Raw genomic sequence first — 19,826 nt, forward strand, 5'->3', positions numbered from 1 at the left:
CGAATGCTTAATCCGAGCGAATTCAGAGCGCTTTGCGGGCCTGCATGGCGGCTGCGAACCGTTCGAACAGGTAGTAGCTGTCCTGCGGGCCAGGGCTCGCCTCTGGGTGATACTGGACAGAGAACACCGGGCGGTCCGACAGAGCGATGCCGCAGTTGGACCCGTCGAACAGGCTGACATGGGTTTCCATGACGCCGGCGGGCAGGGTCTGGCTGTCGACGGTAAAGCCATGGTTCATCGACGTGATCTCGACCTTGCCGGTCGTCATGTCCTTCACCGGATGGTTGGCGCCGTGATGACCGTGGTTCATCTTGACCGTCTGCGCCCCCAGCGCCAAAGCCAGCATCTGATGTCCAAGACAGATGCCGAAGACCGGCACGTCGACCTGCGCCAGAACGCCCTTGATCGTCGGGACAGCATAGACCCCTGTCGCAGCCGGATCGCCGGGGCCGTTGGACAGGAAGACGCCGTCGGGGTTCAGGGCCAGCACGTCCTCGGCAGTCGCGGTCGCGGGCAGCACGGTCACGTCGCAGCCCGACGAGGCGAGGCAGCGCAGGATGTTGCGCTTGGCCCCGTAATCGATGGCGACGACCCTGTGTTTCGGCGCATCTTGCCTGGTGTAGCCGTCGGGCCAGGCCCAGCGCATCTCGTCCCAGCGGTAGGATTGCGCACAGGTCACGTCCTTTGCCAGATCGAGGCCGACCAGCCCCGCGAACCCGCGCGCGGCGGCGACGAGGGCCGCGATGTCGAAGTTGCCGTCGGGGTCATGGGCCAAGGCGACGTGCGGTGCGCCCTGCTGGCGGATCGCGCGGGTCAGGCGCCGCGTGTCGATGCCGCCCATGCCGATCCGGCCGCGCCGGGCCAGCCATGTCGTCAATTCCTCGGTCGCGCGCCAGTTCGACGCCTCGGTCGGATCCCATTTCACGACCATACCGGCCGCGACGGGATCTGCCGTCTCATCATCCTCGGCGTTGACGCCGGTGTTGCCGATGTGCGGGAAGGTAAAGGTCACGACCTGACCGGCATAGGACGGGTCTGTCATGATCTCCTGATAGCCGGTCATGGCGGTATTGAAGCAGAGCTCTGCCGTGGTCTGCCCCGTGGCCCCGAAGCCGCGGCCATAGAAGACCGTGCCGTCGGCGAGGGCCAGACAGGCGGTGGGTTTTGCGGTGTCGGCGATGGTCATTCGGGGTCCCCTTCATGGCAGTGCGGGCGCGCAAATTCGTGCCGTCTTACGGGGGCGGCAGGACGGGGTCAAGGCAGGGGTCGTAACGCCGCGTCGCTGCGGCTTGTCTCTCATGTCAGCGGTCCCTATGTTGCGCCGACCTCAGGACGGGACAAGACATATGGACGTGCGACAGCGACTTTCCGCAGCACTCAAGGACGCGATGAAGGCCAAGGAGGTGGACCGCCTGTCCACCCTGCGGCTGATCAACGCCGCCATCAAGGACCGCGACATCGCCCTGCGTGGCACCGGCGCGGAAGAAGGCGCCGTCGTGGGCCAGGATGACGTGCTGGCGATCCTGGGCCGGATGGTCAAGCAGCGCCAGGAAAGCGCACGGGCCTACGAGGAAGGCGGGCGGCTGGAGCTGGCGGAGAAGGAGCTGGCCGAGATCAAGGTGATCGGCGAGTTCCTGCCGCGCCAGTTGAACGAAGCCGAGACCGCCGCCGCCGTCGATGCCGCCGTCGCCGACACCGGTGCCGAGAGCATCCGCGACATGGGCCGCGTCATGGCGGCGCTGAAGGAGAAATACACGGGCCAGATGGATTTCGGCCGGGTCGGGCCGATGGTCAAGGACCGGTTGGAGTGACCGGCGCGGCGGGCCCCGCCCGCCCACCCCTTTTTGGGGCTTTGCCCCGGACCCCAGGGTATTTCTGACCAGAAAAAGGGGCGGATGCGTCCCGGTTTTGCCTTGGACCGCAACTGACCTGTCGATGACGGCCTGGCCTTGGCAGCCGGTCTAGTGGCGCAGCGCACGCTTGAGGTCATCGTAGAGGACCAGTCGTTCGGCGGCATCCAGAAACGCGCCGATCTCGACCTCTCGGTCGCCGCCGCGCAGGGTGATGTAGTTTTCCACTGGGCCGCCCTTGGGGTGCAGATGCACGCTGACCCAGTGCCGGTTGGCCTGCCAGTCCTGCCGCAGTCCAGTGGGATTGTGGCGGGTCAGGTGGGCGCTGTCGGCGGTGACGCGCAATTCTTCCAGCACCTCGCCGCGGCGGTAGCTGATGTTCAGTGCGAACCAAAGGCCGGTAAAGGCGATCGCGAAAAACGGCAGCAGTCCCCACAGCACGGCCGTGCCCAGCACGGTCAGCAAGGGCAGTGTGATGATCGCGGCCGTGGCTCCCATGAACAGCACGAAATCGCGACGCAGCAGCGACCGGTAAGGCCAGAGCGCCAGGCTCCAGTCCGGGGTGTCATGCGGGGGGTGGGGCGACCATTCATAAGGCATGCTCGTGTTCTAGCAGGGCTTTGGGGTCTGGCAACTGCGCCGGTTGGTCGCGTGCGGTGAAACTGGCGTCTTGGCCGGAAGCCGCCGATATGCGAGGAAACCACATGCAGCGAGAGGGATCACGATGGAGGTGATGGTGCGGCCGGTGGCCTTGGATGACCGGGCGGTGTGGGACAGGCTTTATGCGGGATATGCCGCGTTCTACCGCGTCGATCAGACGGCAGCGATGCGGGACACGGTCTGGCACTGGCTGATGGACGACGGTCACGGCACCGAAGGTCTTGTGGCCTGCGCTGCGGACGGCAGCGTCATCGGGCTGGCACATTTTCGCGCGTTTGCGCGGCCGTTGTCGGCCAGGACGGGTGGGTTTCTGGACGATCTATTCGTCGATCCGGACCTGCGCGGTAAGGGCGCGGCCGAGGCGCTGATCGCAGGCCTGCGCGACATCGGGCAGGCGCGGGGGTGGTCGGTGATCCGCTGGATCACCGCAGCCGACAATGCCCGCGCCCGCAGCATTTACGACCGCGTTGCCGTGGAAACCCCCTGGGTCACCTACGACATCAAGCTCTAACAGAAAGCTCTAACAGACCTCGATCAGGGCGAAGCGTTCCCAGACCACCATCATGTCAGGCGCGAAACCGCCATTGCGGGCGAAATAGCGGCTGTGGTCGTCGCGCCAGCCGGCGAGGTCGTCATTCTCGCCTTCGGCCAGGGCCATGGCGGCGGTGACATCCTCAAAGCGGCCGGTCACCACTTGCTGCGTCTCGATCACGCAGGCGGGGGTACCGTCCCAGTGCAGCGCGATGTCGCGGCGGCCGGGTTCCGGCAGCGGCTCGCCTGCATCGAAGTCGCGCAAGGCACCGCAGGTCGCGGTCTTGGCCCCGCTGATGACCAGCGAAAGCAGCTGCGCGCAAAGTGCCGCGCTGTCGCCCAAGGTGAAGGTAACGGCATCGGGATGGCGTTGGCGCAGATCGGCAAGGAGATCGGTCATGGTCGGGCATCCGGAAAGTGAAAGGCCCCGGAATTCTCCGGGGCCTTGTGGTCTAGTGGGCGTGTTCCTTGTCCCAGTCGCTTTGCTTTGGCAACTGCTCGAACGTGTGTTCGGGCGGCGGGCAGGGCAGGGTCCATTCCAGCGTGTCGGCCCATTCGTTCCACGGGTTGTTCTGGGTGACGCGGGCACCGCGGAACAGGGTGTAGAACAGCACGCCGATGAAGAACAGGAACGACGCGAAGGACAGGAAGGCCCCCATGGACGACACGTAGTTCCACAGCGCAAAGGCTTCCGGGTAGTCGATGTAGCGACGCGGCATGCCTTGGCGGCCCAGGAAGTGCTGCGGGAAGAAGGTGATGTTCGCGCCGATGAACATCGCCCAGAAGTGCAGCTTGCCGGCCCATTCGGGATACATCCGGCCCGACATCTTGGGCAGGTAGAAGTAGATGCCCGCGAAGATCGCGAAGACCGCACCCAGTGACATGACGTAGTGGAAGTGCGCCACGACATAGTAGGTGTCGTGATACACGCGGTCGATGCCGGCCTGGCTGAGTACGATGCCAGTGACGCCACCGACGGTGAACAGGAACAGGAAGCCCATCGCCCAGAGCATCGGGGTCTTGAACTCGATCGACCCGCCCCACATCGTCGCGATCCACGAGAAGATCTTGACGCCTGTCGGGACCGCGATGACCATCGTCGCCATCATGAAGTAGGACTGCTGCGTCAGCGACAGACCGACCGTGTACATGTGATGCGCCCAGACGACGAAGCCCAGAACACCGATCGCGACCATCGCATAGACCATCGGCAGGTAGCCGAAGATCGGCTTTTTGGAAAAGGTCGCGATGACATGGCTGATGATGCCGAAGCCGGGGATGATGATGATGTAGACCTCGGGGTGACCGAAGAACCACAGGATGTGCTGATACAGGATCGGGTCGCCGCCGCCTTCGGGCTGGAAGAAAGTGGTGCCGAAGTTGCGGTCCATCAGCAGCATCGTGATCGCACCGGCGAGAACCGGAAGCGCCAGCAGGATCAGCCACGCAGTCACGAAGATCGACCACGAGAAGAGCGGCACCTTGTGCATCGTCATGCCGGGGGCACGCATGTTCAGGAAGGTCGTGATCATGTTGATCGCGCCCAGGATCGACGAGGCGCCGGACAGGTGGACGGCGAAGATCGCGAGGTCCATCGACATGCCGCCTTCGGATGTCGAGAGCGGCGGATACATGACCCAACCGACGCCAGAGCCGAGCTGACCGTTGCCGCCCGGTGCGAGCATCGACGCGACGCCAAGTGAGGTACCCGCGACATACATCCAGAAGGACAGGTTGTTCATCCGCGGGAACGCCATGTCCGGGGCGCCGATCTGCAACGGCATGAAGTAGTTGCCGAAGCCGCCGAACAGCGCGGGAATCACGACGAAGAACATCATCAGGATGCCGTGGTATGTGATCAGCACGTTCCACAGGTGCCCGTTGGGCGTGCAGGCACTGGCCGCGTCCGAAAACAGGCGCGCGCCTTCCATGCACATGTGCTGGACGCCGGGTTCCATCAGTTCAAGGCGCATGAACACCGTGAAGGCCACCGAGATGAAGCCGACGGCCCCCGCGGTGAACAGATACAGGATCCCGATATCCTTGTGGTTGGTCGACATGAACCAGCGGGTGAAGAACCCCCGCTCGTCGTGATGGTCATGGCCGTGAATGGCGGCGTCTGCCATGTGGCTCTCCCTCGAAGATTGGCTACGGATGCAGGGGCGCGAGTCTGTGCCCCGCATCCTGCTTAGGCGCGGTTCTAGTGTGTCCGACGCCGTATCGCAACATTCAAAGGCAGGCCCGGTGTGGGATAAATTGGCGCAGGGTGGGGGACCCCCGGACCGCAAGCGCGCCTGCTGTCAGGCCGTGCAACGACGCGGACAGGGGGGTCATAATGATGCCGCAAAGGATCGCTAGACCGCCCCACCAGATCGCCGACCATCCGGTCAGGCCCTTTTCGACATAGGATCGCCCGCATGACCCGACACACGTCCTTCGTCCTGATCGCCGCCCTTGGCGGTTTCGCCACCCTCGCTGTCCCGACGGCACTGCCGGCGCAGGCAGACCTGCCGCAGGTCAACTGCGCTGACTATCTGGCGATGGAGGACGGTCGCAGGAATGCGATCGCCGCCGTCGTGGAGGGTCTGCTGGAGGAGCAGACGGCCAACGCTGCTCCGCTTGACCCGCAAGTCCTTCTCGATGCCGGGATCGACCCGGCCAGCGTGATCCTGCCGCCGCCGCCGATGCCCGGTGAGACTGCGCGTGTCCAGCAGGAAGCCTGCAGCGCCGCAGACGGCGATGGCAACGTGATGGATGTGCTGACCGCCACCCGCCCCGACGTGCCGCATATCGACGATCAGCAGGGCTGAGAGTCGCCAAAGACCTGACCGAACGTCTGCTTCAGCGCGACATCGACATCTGCCAACGTCACCGGCAGGCCAAGATCGACGAGGCTGGTGACGCCGTGTTCGCGAATTCCGCAAGGAACGATACCGTCGAAATGGCTCAGGTCCGGCTCGACATTGATCGATATGCCGTGGAACGACACCCATTTCCGCAGACGGATGCCGATGGCCGCAATCTTGTCCTCTCGGATGGTTCCGTCTGCCGTGCGTGGCAGATCGGGCCGCGCGACCCAGACGCCGACACGCCCCTGCCGCACCTGTCCGTCGACGTTGAATTGCGCCAGCGCCGCGATGATCCATGCCTCGAGTTCCTGCACGAAGCGCCGCACGTCATGGCCCCGCTGGCCGACGTTCAACATGACGTAGGCTACGCGCTGGCCGGGCCCGTGATAGGTGTATTGCCCGCCGCGCCGGGCCTCATAGACCGGAAAGCGGTCGGGATCGACCAGATCGGACAGTCTGGCCGACGTCCCGGCCGTGTAAAGCGGCGGATGCTCGAGCAGCCAGATCGCCTCGCTGGCCGTGCCGGCGGCAATCGCCTCGGCACGGCGTTCCATGAAGGACAGCGAGTCCGGGTAAGCCACCGGTGTGTCCGACGTGATCCATTCGACCATGGTTTCACCCGCCCTTTGGGGCGTTGGCGGCATCGCGTCGGGCGCTCGCAGGTCGCGCCTGTTGGCCGACGGCAGCGCGGCCCATGATTGGCGGCGAGGCGAAGCTGAGGCCAAATATCGTCATGGTGCAGGGATAGGCAATCGCGCGCCCGCTGCCAAGCATGAGGACAGCAGGACGATGTTCAAGCCGCAACGGTGACATTCCAGTTTGTGCGGGCAGGGCGACCGGCAGCCGGGCGACGATGCCGCGGTGGCCCTACGATTTGGGCTTGATGCGGCAGGGGAGTTTGTCTAGCAAGCGGCCCATGCCCTGGCTTGCGGTCGTGGCGGAATTGGTAGACGCGCAGCGTTGAGGTCGCTGTTCTTTAACCGGAGTGGGGGTTCGAGTCCCCCCGACCGCACCAGCGCATCGTCTGACTCCCTAAATGCGTATAACGTCAAAGCTGTCGTGCTTGCCCTTTCGGACTGTCGGCGGTGCAGTCAACGGCGACGAATCCGGGGCCTTCTCATATGATGCAACGCCCGCATCGGGAACCGTTCGACCTGCATGCACCTGCTGTTCGATACCCATGAGAACGCCCTGTCGAACGGCGTGCCGACCGAGAGTTCCTGCACCGGTCCGCAGGCCCTTGCGGTGATGAACCCGCCCGTTCTGCGCGCGTTGCTGCCGCTGTTTCCCGACCAGTTGCGCGGTGCTGATGCGGCCATCGGCGCGAGCGCGGCCCGTCATGTCGTGGGTGGCAGTGCCGCACAGGTTGCAGGCACTTCCGCCATCGCCGCTTTGTTTGGCGCATTTGCGGGCAGTTGTTCTGTAAAGTGATGCCAAACTAGTCGAAATCCCTCCATTCCGTGTGTTTCATGCGCGCTCCGGGAATCCGGTTGCGTTTCAGACGGGCGGTTGCTTTATTCCCAACCTGAAGAGTGCGGGAAAACCCGCCGGAGACAACGGGGAGACTGGCGTGGCGCAAAGCGACACCGCTTTCGTGGAATTCGACCACGTTCAAAAGAGCTATGACGGTGAAAGCCTCGTCGTGAAGGACTTGAACCTGTCGATGCCCAAGGGTGAGTTCCTGACCATGCTCGGACCGTCGGGGTCCGGCAAGACCACTTGCCTGATGATGCTGGCCGGGTTCGAGACGGCGACCCACGGCGATATCCGGCTGGCGGGCAAGCCGATCAACGATATCCCCCCGCACAAGCGCGGTATCGGCATGGTGTTCCAGAACTACGCCCTGTTTCCGCACATGACCGTGGCTGAAAACCTCGCGTTTCCGTTGCAGGTCCGCAAGATGTCGAAGGACGTCCAGCAGCAGAAGGTCAAGCGCGCGCTCGACATGGTGCAGATGGGATCATTCGCGGGGCGGCGTCCGTCGCAGCTTTCGGGCGGGCAGCAGCAGCGCATCGCGCTGGCCCGTGCCCTGGTGTTCGAACCCGAACTGGTACTGATGGACGAACCGCTGGGTGCGCTGGACAAGCAGTTGCGCGAAACCCTGCAATTCGAGATCACCAATCTGGCGCACCAGTTGGGTATCACCGTGGTCTATGTGACCCACGACCAGACCGAGGCGCTGACCATGTCGGACCGCGTCGCCGTGTTCGAGAACGGCCGTATCCAGCAGCTTGCCACGCCGGACCAACTCTACGAGCAGCCGCAGAACAGCTTCGTTGCGCAATTCATCGGCGAAAACAACACGCTGGACGGCGTTGTTGCGGAAATCAGCGGCGACACCTGCGTCGTGAAGCTGGACAGCGGAGAGGTCATCGACGCGGTCCCGGTCAACGTGAGCAAGATCGGCGAGCGCACGAAGGTCAGCATCCGGCCAGAGCGGGTGGAGGTCGACACCCGAAAGCTTGGACCCAACGCCCATACGCTGAAGGCCGAGGTGCTGGAGTTCATCTACATGGGCGACATCTTTCGCACGCGCCTGCGCGTCGCCGGCATCGACAATTTCATCATCAAGACACGCAATTCGCCCGATCAGGTCAAACTGACGCCGGGCACCACCATCGACATCGGCTGGCTGCCGCGGGACTGCCGCGCGCTCGACGCCTGATGTGGAACAGGGTCTGCCGCGCCCGGCGGCATGGCCCGACACACACAACACCGGGTAACCAAACGGGAGATTATCTATGACCTTGAAGACCACACTTATCGCGACGACAGCGCTGTCGCTGGCCGCGACCGGCGCGTTTGCGCAAGAGATGTCCAACGACATGACCATCGTGTCTTGGGGCGGTGCCTACCAGAACAGCCAGTTGAAGGCCTACGTCGAACCCTATGTGGCGATGCACCCCGAAGTGAACGTCGTCTGGGACGAATCCTCGCCCGAGGCTGTGGCCAAGTTGCGCGCCATGAACGAAGCGAACAACATCACTTGGGATCTGGTGGACGTCGAAGCCGCTGACGGCATCCGTCTGTGCGACGAAGGTCTCGCGATGGAGATCGACGTGGACGAAGCGCTGGCCCCCGGTGACGACGGGTCGACACCGACCGACGACTTCGGTGACAGCCTCGTGTCCGACTGCTACATCCCGCAGATCGTGTTCTCGACCACCGTTGGCTACCGCACGGACATGGTCGGCGAGACGCCTCCGACCGACATCTGCGCGTTGTTCGACACCGAAACCTATCCGGGCAAACGCGCGCTGAACAAGCGTCCGCTGGCGAATATGGAATGGGCGCTGCTGTGCGACGGCGTGGCCAAGGACGAGATCTACGACGTGCTGGCGACCGAAGACGGTCAGACGCAGGCCTTCGCCAAGCTGGATACCATCAAGGACGATGTCGTCTGGTGGACCGCCGGTGCCGAGACGCCGCAACTGTTGGCCGACGGTGAAGTCGTCATGGGCTCGACCTACAACGGCCGTCTGTTCAGCGCGATCGCCGAACAGGATCAGCCGATCGGCATGCTGTGGGACGCGCAGATGCTGGACTTCGACGGTTGGGTCGTCCCCGAAGGTCTGCCCGAGGATCGTCTGGCCCGCGTCATGGACTTCCTGAAGTTCGCGACCGACACCCAGCGCCTGGCCGATCAGGCCGCCTACATCAGCTATGGCCCGGCGCGTGCGTCCTCAGCCCCGCTGGTCGGCAACCACGCCGATCTGGGCATCGCGATGGCAGAGCACATGCCGACCGACCCGGCCAACGCCACGAACGTCTTCGTGACGAACTATGGCTTCTGGTCCGACTACCGCGACGATCTGGATGCCAAGTTCCAGGCGTGGCTGTCCCAGTAATCCGGCCATGAACGCGGGGCGGGCCAGGCATGGCCCGCCCCGACCCCACCATCCCCGACGAGGACGCAGACGATGCCAAAAGGTTACATCATCGGACATATCAAGGTGACTGACCCCGAGGGGTATCCCGAATACGTCGCCCGCGACACGCCGATCCTGCAATCGCACGGTGCCCGCTTCATCGTGCGCGGCGGCACAAGCGAGACGCCAGAAGGCACCGAGATGGGCCGTCATGTCGTCATTGAATTCGACAGTTATGAGGCCGCGAAAGCTGCCTATAGCGACCCCGATTATCAAGCGGTCGCCGACATTCGCCGCCGCTGTGCGGATAGCACGATCATTCTTGTCGAGGGTGTCTGAGATGACATCGGCAACTGGACCCGACGATCTGACCGGCGTGACGCCCGATACTGGACTGAAGATCGCGCAGTCGGACAAGCCAGGTCCGATGCTGGCCGCTGACGGCACGCCGCTGAAGACATCGCTGCACCGCGCGCTGCGCCGGCAGAAGCGCCGCGCGCTGATGCTGATCGCGCCGCTGCTAATCTTCATCATCGTGACCTTCATCTATCCGATCGGCGAGATGCTGTTCCGGTCGGTCGAGAACCAGATCGTCGGCGATACCCTGCCGCGCACGGTGCGCGTGCTGGCCGACTGGAACCCCGACGAGACCGAATTGCCCGGCCCGCCGGTCTACACCGCGCTTGCCAAGGACATGATGGTCGCGGCGGAGGAAAAGAACCACACCCGGCTCGGCTCTCGTCTGAACTACGAAGTCTCGGGAATCTCGTCGCTGTTCCGCAAATCGGGCCGCGACGTGGAGGATATCGGCGAAGGCTATGCGGAACAGTTCGTGACGCTCGACCCCGCATGGGAAGATCCGCAGACCTTCATCGACATGTTCGCCGGCCCGCGCTGGCTGGACGCCAATGCCGACTACGATGGCGAAGGGGCGCGTCCGACTTTTCGGCTGGCCGGCGGCGCGGATGACGTGCTGCCGCAGACGGCCGGTATCTACCGCGACTTTGCGCGCGTGGTGCAGGTCGAGGACGACGACAACCCTGCCGAAGAACAGCCTTGGAACGCGGTTTATCTGGCCCTCTACGACGATCTGTCGACCGGTGCGGCGATTCCCGACGACTTTCCCCATGCGGCGCTGCTGTCCGCAGCGCAGGCGGCGGTGCCGGGTTTCGCGACCGAAGACGTGCAGGCGACCTTTGCCGAGATGGACAAGAGCTGGAACGACCCTGAGGTCTGGCGCACGATCCAGACCTACAGCGCGCCCTATACCGCGGGCTATTTTCTGAACGCCGCCGACCTGCAACTGACCCCGGACGGCATCGCGCAGCGACCCGAGAACGAGCGGATCTATGCCACCCTTTTCGTCCGCACCCTGATCATGTCGACGGCGATCACGCTGTCCTGCATCCTGCTGGGCTATCCCATCGGCTGGCTGCTGGCGAACCTGCCCAGCCGTCAGGCGAACCTGCTGATGATCCTCGTGCTGCTGCCGTTCTGGACATCACTGCTGGTGCGGACCTCTGCATGGAAGGTGTTGCTGCAGGATCAAGGCGTCATCAATGACCTGCTGGTCTGGATCGGCGTCGTGTCCGACGGCGGTCGCCTTGCGCTGATCAACAACGCGACCGGCACGATCATCGCCATGACCCACATCCTGCTGCCCTTCATGATCCTGCCGCTCTATTCGGTGATGAAGACGATCCCGCCGTCCTACCTGCGCGCGGCAAAGTCGCTGGGTGCAACGAACTGGACCGCGTTCTGGCGCGTCTACTTCCCGCAAAGCGTGCCGGGCATCGGGGCGGGCTCGATCCTCGTGTTCATCATTGCCATCGGATACTACATCACGCCGGAAATCGTGGGCGGCACCAAGGGTGTCTTCATCTCGAACCGGATCGCCTACCACATCTCGACCTCGCTCAACTGGGGGCTGGCGGCGGCCCTGGGTGCGATCCTGCTGGTGATCGTGCTGGCCTTCTACTGGGCCTACGACCGCATCGTCGGCATCGACAACGTCAAGCTGGGAGGCTGAACCATGTCCTCTGTTGCCTTCAACCCTGAGAGGGGCAAACCGCTGCATCCCTTCACGACGTTCACGTTGCCGCTGGTCGCGGCCTTCGGGGCGCTGCTGGGCTTCGTCGGTGGGCAGGCGGCGGGCCTTGGTCCGCTGGAAGGTGCGATCATCGGGGCCGTGATCGCCACGGTGCTGGCTTTCGTGCTGACCCGCTTCCTGCCGCGCAGGACCGGGCGCTGGACCGCGACGCTGGTGTGCGCGGCACTCGGCTTTCTCGCCGGTGGCTTCCCCGGTGTGTTGGGTGGCGTCATCCTGGGCGCGCTGCTGGGTTGGGCGATCTATTGGCTCGATACCGGCGACTACCGGCGCGGCGTCCCGGCCTATGCGACATCGGGCCAGGTGCTGTGGCACAACGGGTTCAAGTTCATCTGCGGCGCGATCTTCTTCTTTCTGATCGCACCGATCATCACGATCATCCCGCTGTCGTTCAACGCGCTGAATTTCTTTACCTTCACGCCCGAAATGCTGGCGCTCGACCCCGCCGGCTACAGCCTGAAGCATTACCGTGACTTCTTCACCAACGACGCCTGGCTGCAACCACTGAAGAACTCGCTGATCATCGCGCCCTTTGCCACGATCATCTCGGTGACGCTCGGCACGCTGGCGGCCATCGGGCTGTCGCAGTCCCATGTCCCCGGCCGCCGTGCGATCATGGCGATCCTGATCTCTCCGATGATCGTGCCGCTGATCATCTCGGCCACCGGCATGTTCTTCTTCTACAGCCAGCTGGGCCTGTTCATGGAGAATTATCTGGGCATGTCCAAGGACCTAACGGGCTACATAAAGGTGATCCTCGCCCATGCGGCGCTGGGTGTGCCTTTCGTCATCATCACGGTGACGGCGACGCTGGTCAGCTTCGATCAGTCGCTGACGCGGGCGGCAGCGAACATGGGGGCGAACCCGGTCACGACCTTCTTCAAGATCCAGATGCCGCTGATCCTGCCGGGCGTGATCTCGGGCGGGTTGTTCGCCTTCATCACGTCGTTCGACGAGGTGGTCGTGGTGCTGTTCGTCGGTGCGGCGGCGCAAAAGACGCTGCCGTGGCAGATGTTCACCGGCCTGCGCGAGCAGATCAGCCCGACCATCCTTGCGGTGGCGACGATCCTGGTCGTCGTCTCGATCATCCTGCTGACGGTGGTGGAGCTGCTGCGGCGCCGGTCGGAACGACTGCGGGGCATGTCGCCGGGGTAACCAGAGAGGGTTACGGCAGGACGTAAAGCCAGCCCCAGACCGTCAGGATCGAGGCACCCGTGCCGATCAGGACGGCACTGGCGGCCACGCGCCGCGCCCTGCCATACATGTTGGCGAAGACGTAGGCATTGACCCCGGGTGCCATCGCCGAGGTCAGGATCGCAGAGCGCAATTCCGGCACGCTGAGCCGGGACACGCCGGACAGCATCCAGACGATGGCGGGATGCAGGATCAGGCTGATCGCCACGACAAACAGGATCGCGCGCATGTCGCCCTCTGGCCGGTAGCGGTACAGCACGCCGCCCAACCCGAACAGGGCGGCGGGCAGGGCGGCGCGGACCATGAGGTCGATGGCGTCGGTCAGCACGCCGGGCAGGGGCAGACCGGTCAGGTTCACCACAAGGCCAAGGCTGATCCCGATGATCAGCCCGTTCTGGAACATCGCTTTCAGGACTTTGGCCGGCAGATCGCGCGCGGCACCGCCGCGGTTGCGCACGATCTCCATCGCGGTGATGCCGAGGGCGTAGCCAAAGGGCGAATGCAGCGCGATGATCGCATAGTTGTAGCGCAGCGCCTCGGTGCCGTAGGCGCGTTCGGTGATCGGCAGTCCCAGCAGCAGCGTGTTGGAAAACAGCGCGCAGAAGCCGATGGCGACTGCATCCTCCCAGTCACGTTTGAACAGCACCCGCGCGCCGATCATGCCGACAAAAAAGCAGATTGCGGCCCCGGTATAGAATGTCGCCAGAAGGGCCGCGTCGAAGTTCTGGCCAAGGTCGAGCCCCGCGATCGCGCGGAACAGCAGGCAGGGAATCGCGAAGGTCTGGGTGAAGCGCATCAGCCCGTCGACGCCACTGTCGCTGAAAAGGCCTTTCCAGACGGCGACATATCCGAAGCCGATGACGAGGAAGACCGGCAGGATGACGTCGAGCAGATCGGTCATGGACAGGCCTTCGCATGGGTGCGGGGGCGGATGCCTCCGGCGGGAGTTTAGCAGGCCAGATGAAGGATCAGGCGGGCAGCGTCAGGGTCAGGCCGTCGTGGGCCGGGATGATCCCTGCGGGAAGTTCGTCGCGCAGCGTGGCGTAGTCGAGGTCGACGTGCATGTTGGTCAGGACCGCTTGCGTCGGCCGCGCGCGCGCGATCCAGTCCAGCGTCTGGCTCAGGTGGCTATGGCTGGGGTGCGGCGTGCGGCGCAGGGCATCCACGATCCAGATATCGAGGTCGCACAGGGCGTCCCAGGCAGGGCCGGGAATGTCCGAGACGTCTGGCAGGTAGGCCATGCCGCCGACGCGAAAGCCCAGGGCGGGGATCGTGCCGTGCGCCACTTGGAACGGGGTCAGGGTGATCTGTCCGCCAGGACCATGCACGATGACGTCGCCGCGGATCGGGCGCAGGTCGCAGATCGGCGGATAGGCAGAGCCGTCCGGAGTCTCGAACGCGTAGCCGAAGCGGTCGCGCAGGGCCTGTGCCGTCGGTGCATCGGCGAAGATGTCGAGGCGCTTGCGCATGTTGAACACGATCATGCGCAGATCGTCGAGACCGTGGACATGGTCCGCATGGGGGTGAGTGTAGACGACAGCGTCAAGCGTCCCGATGCCGGCGTCCAGCAGTTGCGCGCGCATGTCGGGCGAGGTGTCGATCAGGACGCGGGTCGTGCCATCCGGACCGTCGCGTTCGACCAGCAGGGAACAGCGACGGCGGCTGTTGCGGGGGTTGGTCGGGTCGCAGTCGCCCCAGTGACCGCCCAATCGGGGCACGCCGCCCGACGATCCGCAGCCGAGGATGGTGAAGCGATAGGTCATGCGGCCTTCCAGAACAGGCGATCGAAGTTGGCTGAGGTGGCCTTTGCAAAGCTATCGAGCGTGATGCCGAAGGTGTCTGCACCGACCTGAGCCGTGTGGGCCGTGTAGGCCGGTTCGTTGCGGCGGCCCCGGTGCGGTGGTGGCGCGAGGTAGGGGCTGTCGGTTTCCACGAGGATGCGATCCAGCGGTGCATCGGCAAAGATCGCGCGCAGGTCCGACGATTTCGGGAAGGCCGCGATGCCGGACATCGACAGATAGAAGTCGAGCGCCAGCGCCGCCTCTGCCAAGGCCCGCGAGGAGGAGAAACAGTGCATCATGCAGGTGTAGGCCCCCGCCGCATGTTCCTCGGTCAAGATTCGGGCCATGTCGGCATCGGCGTCGCGGGCGTGGATGATCAGCGGCAGCTTCGTCTGGCGGCAAGCCTCGATATGCAGACGCAGGCTGTCCTGCTGCGAGGCCTTCGTATCGGCGGTGTAGTGGTAGTCGAGGCCGGTTTCGCCGATGCCGACCATCCTGGGGTGCTGCGCCAGAGCGACGAGTTGGTCTACCGTGACGGGGGCGTGGTCGCCAACGCTCATCGGATGCACGCCGGCGGCCCAGAAGATGCCGTCGTGGGCGTCGGCGATGGCTGCGATGCGGGGGGCGTTTTGCAGTTTCGTGCAGATCGTGACCATGCGCGTGACACCGGCGGCGCGCGCGCGGGCGATCACCGCGTCGCGTTCATCGTCGAAGTCCGGGAAATCCAGGTGGCAATGGGCGTCGACGAGGGCGGGCAATGTCATGGGGGGCCTCAGGCAGTGGAAAGCGCCGTCTGTTCGATGCTCAGGACCATATCAAGGATCAGCGCCGCGGGGTCAAGGTTGACCGCCCGCCCATGCCGCGCGCGGGCCGACGCGCGCTGTTGCAGATCGGCCCAGGCGCGGGCGGCGTGATCGTGCGGTGCAAGGCGGGCAAGAAGCCGCGCCTCGCCTGCGGTGCCCTGCGACGTCGGCTCTCCCAGCAGGCCAGCGCGGGCGGCACGGGCCAGAAAGCGGTCGATCAGGTCGAGGGTCAAGGCAAAACGGGTGTCGTTGGTGCGGCCGGCACAGCTTTCGGCCAGCTTGATCGCGGCATTGCGGTCAAGGTGGGGCAGACCGGTGAACAGGCCGATGATCTGCGCATAAAGCTGAAGGCCGTCCTGCGCCAGAAGGCGCACGGCGTCACCGGCGGACCCGGCTGACAGGGTGGCAAGCGCCTCGGTAGCCTCTGTTCCAAAGCCCGCCTGGGTCAGGGCGGCGCCAAGGTCGTCAGGCGACAGCGGGGCGCAGCGCAGCACGCGGCAGCGGGACCGGATGGTCGGCAGCAACCGCGAAGGCTGGTGCGCGATCAGCAGGAATGTCGTGCGGGCGGGCGGCTCTTCCAGCAGCTTGAGGATCGAGTTGGCGACGGTCGGGTTCATCTCGTCGGCGGCGTCGATGATGACGACGCGCTGACCGCCCGACGTGCCCGACATCTGAAGGAACTGCTTGAGCTTGTTGTCGCCGTCATCATGGCCACGCAGCGCCGCCACGGTGATGTCCTGCTGCAGGGCAGAGCCTTCCTTGTTCAGGACACGGCGCAGCACGAACAGGCCCGGATGTGCGCCAGACGCAACCAGGCGGGCGTCGGGATTCTCGGCATCGACGGCCAGCGCCGTGACGGGCGGCGGATCGCCGAAGAGGCCCGCGTCCGCCGGACGGTCGGCCAGCAGAAAGGTCGCGATCTTCCACGCCAGCGTCGCCTTGCCCACGCCGCGCGGACCGGTGATCAGCCAGCCGGAGTGCATGCGGCCTGCATTCCACGTATCGAGGAAATCCGCGACGGCGCTATCCTGACCGTAGAGCACCGGCGTGTGGCGCGGATGCGGCGCGCCTGCGATCCGGTCGGATTCGGGGGCATCGGTCACAGATGCGCTCGGATTTCCGACGCGACGGCGGCGGCATCGCGGTCGCCGTCAATCACGACGCAGCGGTCGCCGTTATCACGGGCCAGCGTCAGGAAACCGTGTCGCAGGGTTTCCTGGAACCGTAGCCCCATGTCCTCGAACCGGTCCTCTCCGCTGCTGCGGGCCAGACCGCGTCGCAGTGCCTTGGCGGGGTCCATGTCGATGATGAAGGTCAAATCGGGTTCGCGTCCGATCATCAGGGTGTGCAGCTGATCGACCATGTGACGCAGATCGCCGCGCGTGGCCCCCTGATAGACGCGGGTGCTGTCGGCAAAACGGTCCGAAATCACGGTCTGCCCGGCGTCCAGCGCGGGCTGCACCGTCTTTTCCATATGATCGCGGCGCGCGGCGGTGAACAGCAGGATTTCGGTCTGCGCCGACCAGCGATCCGGGTCGCCGGTCAGCAGAAGCTGGCGGATCTCCTCGGCCCCGGCGCTGCCGCCGGGTTCGCGGGTCAGGACGACGTGCAGACCGATTCCGCGCAGGTGATCCGCCAGCAGGCGTGCTTGGGTGGATTTGCCGGACCCGTCTATGCCTTCGAAGGTGATGAACCGCGACGCTGCGGTCATGCGGGGGGCGCGGCCTCTGCCGGGGTTTCGACCTCTTCGCTGGCGGTGGCTGCGGTGATCTTGCCCATGATCACGCCTGCCGCCGTCTTCATCCGGGGCATGAACCCGCCACGCGGCACGTCGCGGTCGGCGACCAGAGGGATGCGCTTTTCCGGCATCCCCTCAAGGTGGATGACCAGTTCGCCGATCTGTTCGCCAGCGACGATGGGGGCCTTGACCGGGCTGTCATAGACGACGTCGGCGGGCAGTTCGTCCTGTTGCAGCACGGGGATCAGCAGCGAAAGGTCCTCGGCCACGGTCAGACCGACCTGCGTGGCGTCACCCATCCAGACATCCGCGTCGGCGATGACCGTGCCCTTCTTCGCCACGTCCTTCTGGGCGAATTGCCGGAAGGCCCAGTTCACGACCTTCTCGGATTCCTCGCGCCGCTCGGCCGTGCTTTCCATGCCGGACAGCACGAAGATGATCCGTCGCCCGTCCTGCTTGGCCGATCCGACAAGACCATATCCGGACTCGATCGTGTGGCCGGTCTTGAGTCCGTCGGCACCGATGCCGAGGCCCAGGATCGGATTGCGGTTCTGAGAGTTCGACGGGACACGTCCGTCGAACAGGAATTCCTGCTCGGCGAAGATCGGGTAGAAGGTCGGAAAATCGGTGATCAGATGGTCCGCCAGCGTGCCGAGGTCGCGCATCGACATCACATGGCCGGGGGCGGGCCAGCCGTTGGCGTTCAGGAAGGTTGAATTGGTCATGCCCATCTGACGGGCGCGGTCGGTCATCATGCGGGAAAAGCCGGCCTCGGTCCCGTCCGGCGACAGCGCCTCTGCCAGCACGACGGACGCATCGTTGCCCGACAGCACGATAACGCCGCGCAAAAGATCCTCGACCGTCACGCGGTCGGTGGTGTCAAGGAACATGCTCGATCCGTCGTAGCTGGCCGCGTGTTCCGACACGGGCAGTTCCTCATCGATGCGCAGGCGTCCGTCGGCCACCGCCTCGAATGCCATGTAGATCGTCATCAGTTTCGACATGGAGGCCGGCGGCAGCGGCTGATCGGCGTTCTTTTCAAGCAAGACCGTTCCCGTTGTCGCATCGAGAACATAGGCAGCGCGGGCCTTGGTGTTGAATGCCTGCGCAGAGGCGGCACCGGCGCTGATGCACAGCAGCAGCAGGATCAGGGGGCGGGTTAGGGAAAACATCGCAGAACGCTCCGGGCAGGGGTCAGTTGGTAACGGCGTAGGCATCCGGGAAGCCGAGGCCCTTGATCGCGCTCAGGACCGCGGCGCGGTCGCCTTCGGTGGGGGCGGGGCCGACGACAACGCGCCAGAAGGACTTGCCCTGGCTTTCCTGCGCCAGGACATCTGCGGACAGTCCATTGCCACGCAGCCGCTCGGCGGTGGTTTCCGCATTCGCCTCGATGCTGAAGATGCCGATCTGGATGAACGGCTTCTCGAGTGCCGATGCCTCGGCTGCCGGTGGGTTCACCGGGGCCGCAACGGCCGCGCTATCGACGGGAGCCCCGGCTGCGGGCAATGGATCGGTCGTCACGGCGGGGGCGGCGTCCAGCGGCGTTGCTTCGATGACCTCGGGCGCGTCGAAATCCGTGATCGCCGTTTCGGTCGGCGCGGGGGCTTCCTCACGGCGCAGGGCGATGACGCTCAGGGTGGTCGGCGACCCTGCCAGAACGCCCAGGGCTTCGGCCGCATCGGAGGAGACCTGCAGCGCAGGGCCGGGATTTTCCAGCTCGCGCCGGAACAGCGCGCCGATGACGAATTTGCCGTTGCTGGAATTGCGAATGATAACCCTCTCCGGGTCGGTCACGCTGGGATGCGCGACCCAGACACCGCCCAGCGACGGGCGCCCGTCCCAAAGGCCGGTTTCGTTGAGCGAGAAGACTTCGGGGGCCTCGATATCGCGTTCGACAAGCGACATGCCATCGGTCGCCACCGCATCGGCGGCCCCGGTGCCCCCCATGCCGCCGCCCATGCTGTCACAGGCCGACAGGGTCAGAGCCGCTAGTACCACCACGAGGCACGTCGACCGCCGCATGGAAATGCTGTGCGCCGTGATCCGCAGAATGTCCGCCATTGCTCGCCCCTTGTCGTTTCGGGGTGCTGTCCGACCGTTTCATACGGCCTTGAACGACAGGCACCCGGCCGCGCGGCCCGACCGGGGTCGTCCGCTATTGGCGGAACACTAGCGTCAAGGTGGCGGTTTTGAAAGGCCGCCGGGTGCGGGCTGCGAGGATTTCCCCAAAGCGTGAAGTCACTTTACCTCGCCGTTGCAGCGCAGTATGACGCCCCCGTCGCGGAGGCTTGGCAGAGTGGTCGAATGCACCGGTCTTGAAAACCGGCGAGGGTGTGAGCCCTCCCAGGGTTCGAATCCCTGAGCCTCCGCCAGACCCCTATGTTATTGCTGTGTTTTTTGGTGGTGGCGGGGCTTATCCCACCAATAGTCCCACCAATAAATTT

General features: G+C 64.8%; 21 protein-coding genes and 2 tRNA genes. 11 read left to right on the plus strand and 12 right to left on the minus strand.

Going from position 1 to position 19,826, the window contains the following annotated elements; translation table 11 throughout:
• Nucleotides 1-22: 22 nt before the first annotated feature.
• Nucleotides 23-1,186 (minus strand): glutamine-hydrolyzing carbamoyl-phosphate synthase small subunit, encoded by a 1,164-nt coding sequence (gene carA, locus ACOI1H_RS16995; RefSeq protein WP_422439032.1) that lies wholly within the window; start codon nt 1,184-1,186, stop codon nt 23-25.
• 160 nt (nt 1,187-1,346) lie between these two features.
• Between carA and ACOI1H_RS17000 the strand changes: the two genes are divergently transcribed.
• The gene (locus tag ACOI1H_RS17000) at nt 1,347-1,811 is read left to right on the plus strand and encodes a GatB/YqeY domain-containing protein (protein ID WP_422439033.1); all 465 of its coding nucleotides are present in this window, start codon (nt 1,347-1,349) and stop codon (nt 1,809-1,811) included.
• 150 nt (nt 1,812-1,961) lie between these two features.
• Here ACOI1H_RS17000 and ACOI1H_RS17005 read toward each other — a convergent pair whose 3' ends face one another.
• The gene (locus ACOI1H_RS17005; RefSeq protein WP_422439034.1) at nt 1,962-2,450 is read right to left on the minus strand and encodes a DUF2244 domain-containing protein; all 489 of its coding nucleotides are present in this window, start codon (nt 2,448-2,450) and stop codon (nt 1,962-1,964) included.
• Between the two features lie 124 nt (nt 2,451-2,574).
• Here ACOI1H_RS17005 and ACOI1H_RS17010 point away from each other — a divergent pair, with 124 nt between their 5' ends.
• The gene (locus ACOI1H_RS17010; protein ID WP_422439035.1) at nt 2,575-3,021 is read left to right on the plus strand and encodes a GNAT family N-acetyltransferase; all 447 of its coding nucleotides are present in this window, start codon (nt 2,575-2,577) and stop codon (nt 3,019-3,021) included.
• 9 nt (nt 3,022-3,030) lie between these two features.
• Here ACOI1H_RS17010 and ACOI1H_RS17015 read toward each other — a convergent pair whose 3' ends face one another.
• Both ACOI1H_RS17015 and ctaD read right to left on the minus strand, forming a co-directional pair.
• A complete protein-coding gene (locus tag ACOI1H_RS17015) occupies nt 3,031-3,441 on the minus strand; it encodes an ASCH domain-containing protein (protein ID WP_422439036.1) in 411 nt (136 codons plus the stop codon).
• 52 nt (nt 3,442-3,493) lie between these two features.
• Nucleotides 3,494-5,167 (minus strand): cytochrome c oxidase subunit I, encoded by a 1,674-nt coding sequence (ctaD, locus tag ACOI1H_RS17020; RefSeq protein ID WP_422439037.1) that lies wholly within the window; start codon nt 5,165-5,167, stop codon nt 3,494-3,496.
• Nucleotides 5,168-5,458: 291 nt separating this feature from the next.
• Between ctaD and ACOI1H_RS17025 the strand changes: the two genes are divergently transcribed.
• Nucleotides 5,459-5,851: a hypothetical protein gene (locus ACOI1H_RS17025; protein ID WP_422439038.1), complete on the plus strand. Its 393-nt coding sequence runs from the start codon at nt 5,459-5,461 to the stop codon at nt 5,849-5,851.
• Here ACOI1H_RS17025 and lipB read toward each other — a convergent pair.
• Nucleotides 5,839-6,534, minus strand: a complete 696-nt coding sequence (gene lipB / locus ACOI1H_RS17030) for a lipoyl(octanoyl) transferase LipB (protein WP_422439039.1) — start codon at nt 6,532-6,534, stop codon at nt 5,839-5,841. The genes ACOI1H_RS17025 and lipB overlap by 13 nt on opposite strands.
• A gap of 284 nt (nt 6,535-6,818) precedes the next feature.
• Between lipB and ACOI1H_RS17035 the strand changes: the two genes are divergently transcribed.
• The 7 genes from ACOI1H_RS17035 (at nt 6,819) to ACOI1H_RS17065 (ending at nt 13,021) form a co-directional block, all read left to right on the plus strand.
• Nucleotides 6,819-6,905, plus strand: a tRNA-Leu gene (locus ACOI1H_RS17035).
• Between the two features lie 143 nt (nt 6,906-7,048).
• Entirely contained in the window at nt 7,049-7,321 is a 273-nt protein-coding gene (locus ACOI1H_RS17040) for a hypothetical protein (protein WP_422439040.1), read from the plus strand.
• A gap of 139 nt (nt 7,322-7,460) precedes the next feature.
• Nucleotides 7,461-8,555: an ABC transporter ATP-binding protein gene (locus ACOI1H_RS17045; RefSeq protein ID WP_422439041.1), complete on the plus strand. Its 1,095-nt coding sequence runs from the start codon at nt 7,461-7,463 to the stop codon at nt 8,553-8,555.
• A 76-nt stretch (nt 8,556-8,631) separates the two neighbouring features.
• Nucleotides 8,632-9,738 (plus strand): extracellular solute-binding protein, encoded by a 1,107-nt coding sequence (locus ACOI1H_RS17050; protein WP_422439042.1) that lies wholly within the window; start codon nt 8,632-8,634, stop codon nt 9,736-9,738.
• A gap of 72 nt (nt 9,739-9,810) precedes the next feature.
• Entirely contained in the window at nt 9,811-10,098 is a 288-nt protein-coding gene (locus ACOI1H_RS17055; RefSeq protein ID WP_422439043.1) for a DUF1330 domain-containing protein, read from the plus strand.
• A 1-nt stretch (nt 10,099) separates the two neighbouring features.
• Entirely contained in the window at nt 10,100-11,788 is a 1,689-nt protein-coding gene (locus ACOI1H_RS17060) for an ABC transporter permease (protein WP_422439044.1), read from the plus strand.
• 3 nt (nt 11,789-11,791) lie between these two features.
• On the plus strand, nt 11,792-13,021 hold the full coding sequence (locus tag ACOI1H_RS17065) for an ABC transporter permease subunit (RefSeq protein WP_422439045.1): 1,230 nt from the start codon (nt 11,792-11,794) through the stop codon (nt 13,019-13,021).
• A gap of 10 nt (nt 13,022-13,031) precedes the next feature.
• Here the strand turns inward: ACOI1H_RS17065 and ACOI1H_RS17070 are convergent, their stop codons facing one another.
• From ACOI1H_RS17070 to ACOI1H_RS17100, 7 genes are all read right to left on the minus strand, one after another.
• Nucleotides 13,032-13,961, minus strand: a complete 930-nt coding sequence (locus tag ACOI1H_RS17070; protein ID WP_422439046.1) for an AEC family transporter — start codon at nt 13,959-13,961, stop codon at nt 13,032-13,034.
• Between the two features lie 67 nt (nt 13,962-14,028).
• A complete protein-coding gene (locus ACOI1H_RS17075) occupies nt 14,029-14,823 on the minus strand; it encodes an MBL fold metallo-hydrolase (protein ID WP_422439047.1) in 795 nt (264 codons plus the stop codon).
• The gene (locus ACOI1H_RS17080) at nt 14,820-15,605 is read right to left on the minus strand and encodes a TatD family hydrolase (protein ID WP_422439048.1); all 786 of its coding nucleotides are present in this window, start codon (nt 15,603-15,605) and stop codon (nt 14,820-14,822) included. The genes ACOI1H_RS17075 and ACOI1H_RS17080 overlap by 4 nt, the downstream gene beginning before the upstream one ends.
• 8 nt (nt 15,606-15,613) lie before the next feature.
• Nucleotides 15,614-16,747 carry a DNA polymerase III subunit delta' gene (locus ACOI1H_RS17085; RefSeq protein WP_422439049.1) on the minus strand — a complete coding sequence of 378 codons (1,134 nt, stop codon included), beginning with the start codon at nt 16,745-16,747 and terminating at the stop codon, nt 15,614-15,616.
• Nucleotides 16,744-17,355 (minus strand): dTMP kinase, encoded by a 612-nt coding sequence (gene tmk, locus ACOI1H_RS17090; RefSeq protein WP_422439050.1) that lies wholly within the window; start codon nt 17,353-17,355, stop codon nt 16,744-16,746. The genes ACOI1H_RS17085 and tmk overlap by 4 nt, the downstream gene beginning before the upstream one ends.
• The gene (locus ACOI1H_RS17095) at nt 17,352-18,554 is read right to left on the minus strand and encodes a D-alanyl-D-alanine carboxypeptidase family protein (protein WP_422439051.1); all 1,203 of its coding nucleotides are present in this window, start codon (nt 18,552-18,554) and stop codon (nt 17,352-17,354) included. The genes tmk and ACOI1H_RS17095 overlap by 4 nt, the downstream gene beginning before the upstream one ends.
• A 22-nt stretch (nt 18,555-18,576) precedes the next feature.
• The gene (locus ACOI1H_RS17100; protein ID WP_422439052.1) at nt 18,577-19,443 is read right to left on the minus strand and encodes an SPOR domain-containing protein; all 867 of its coding nucleotides are present in this window, start codon (nt 19,441-19,443) and stop codon (nt 18,577-18,579) included.
• 221 nt (nt 19,444-19,664) lie between these two features.
• Between ACOI1H_RS17100 and ACOI1H_RS17105 the strand changes: the two genes are divergently transcribed.
• Nucleotides 19,665-19,754 (plus strand) — tRNA-Ser (locus ACOI1H_RS17105).
• Nucleotides 19,755-19,826 lie beyond the last annotated feature (72 nt).

The sequence above is a fragment of the Loktanella sp. DJP18 genome (assembly GCF_049310965.1).
In the GTDB taxonomy this organism is placed as follows: Bacteria; Pseudomonadota; Alphaproteobacteria; order Rhodobacterales; family Rhodobacteraceae; genus Loktanella.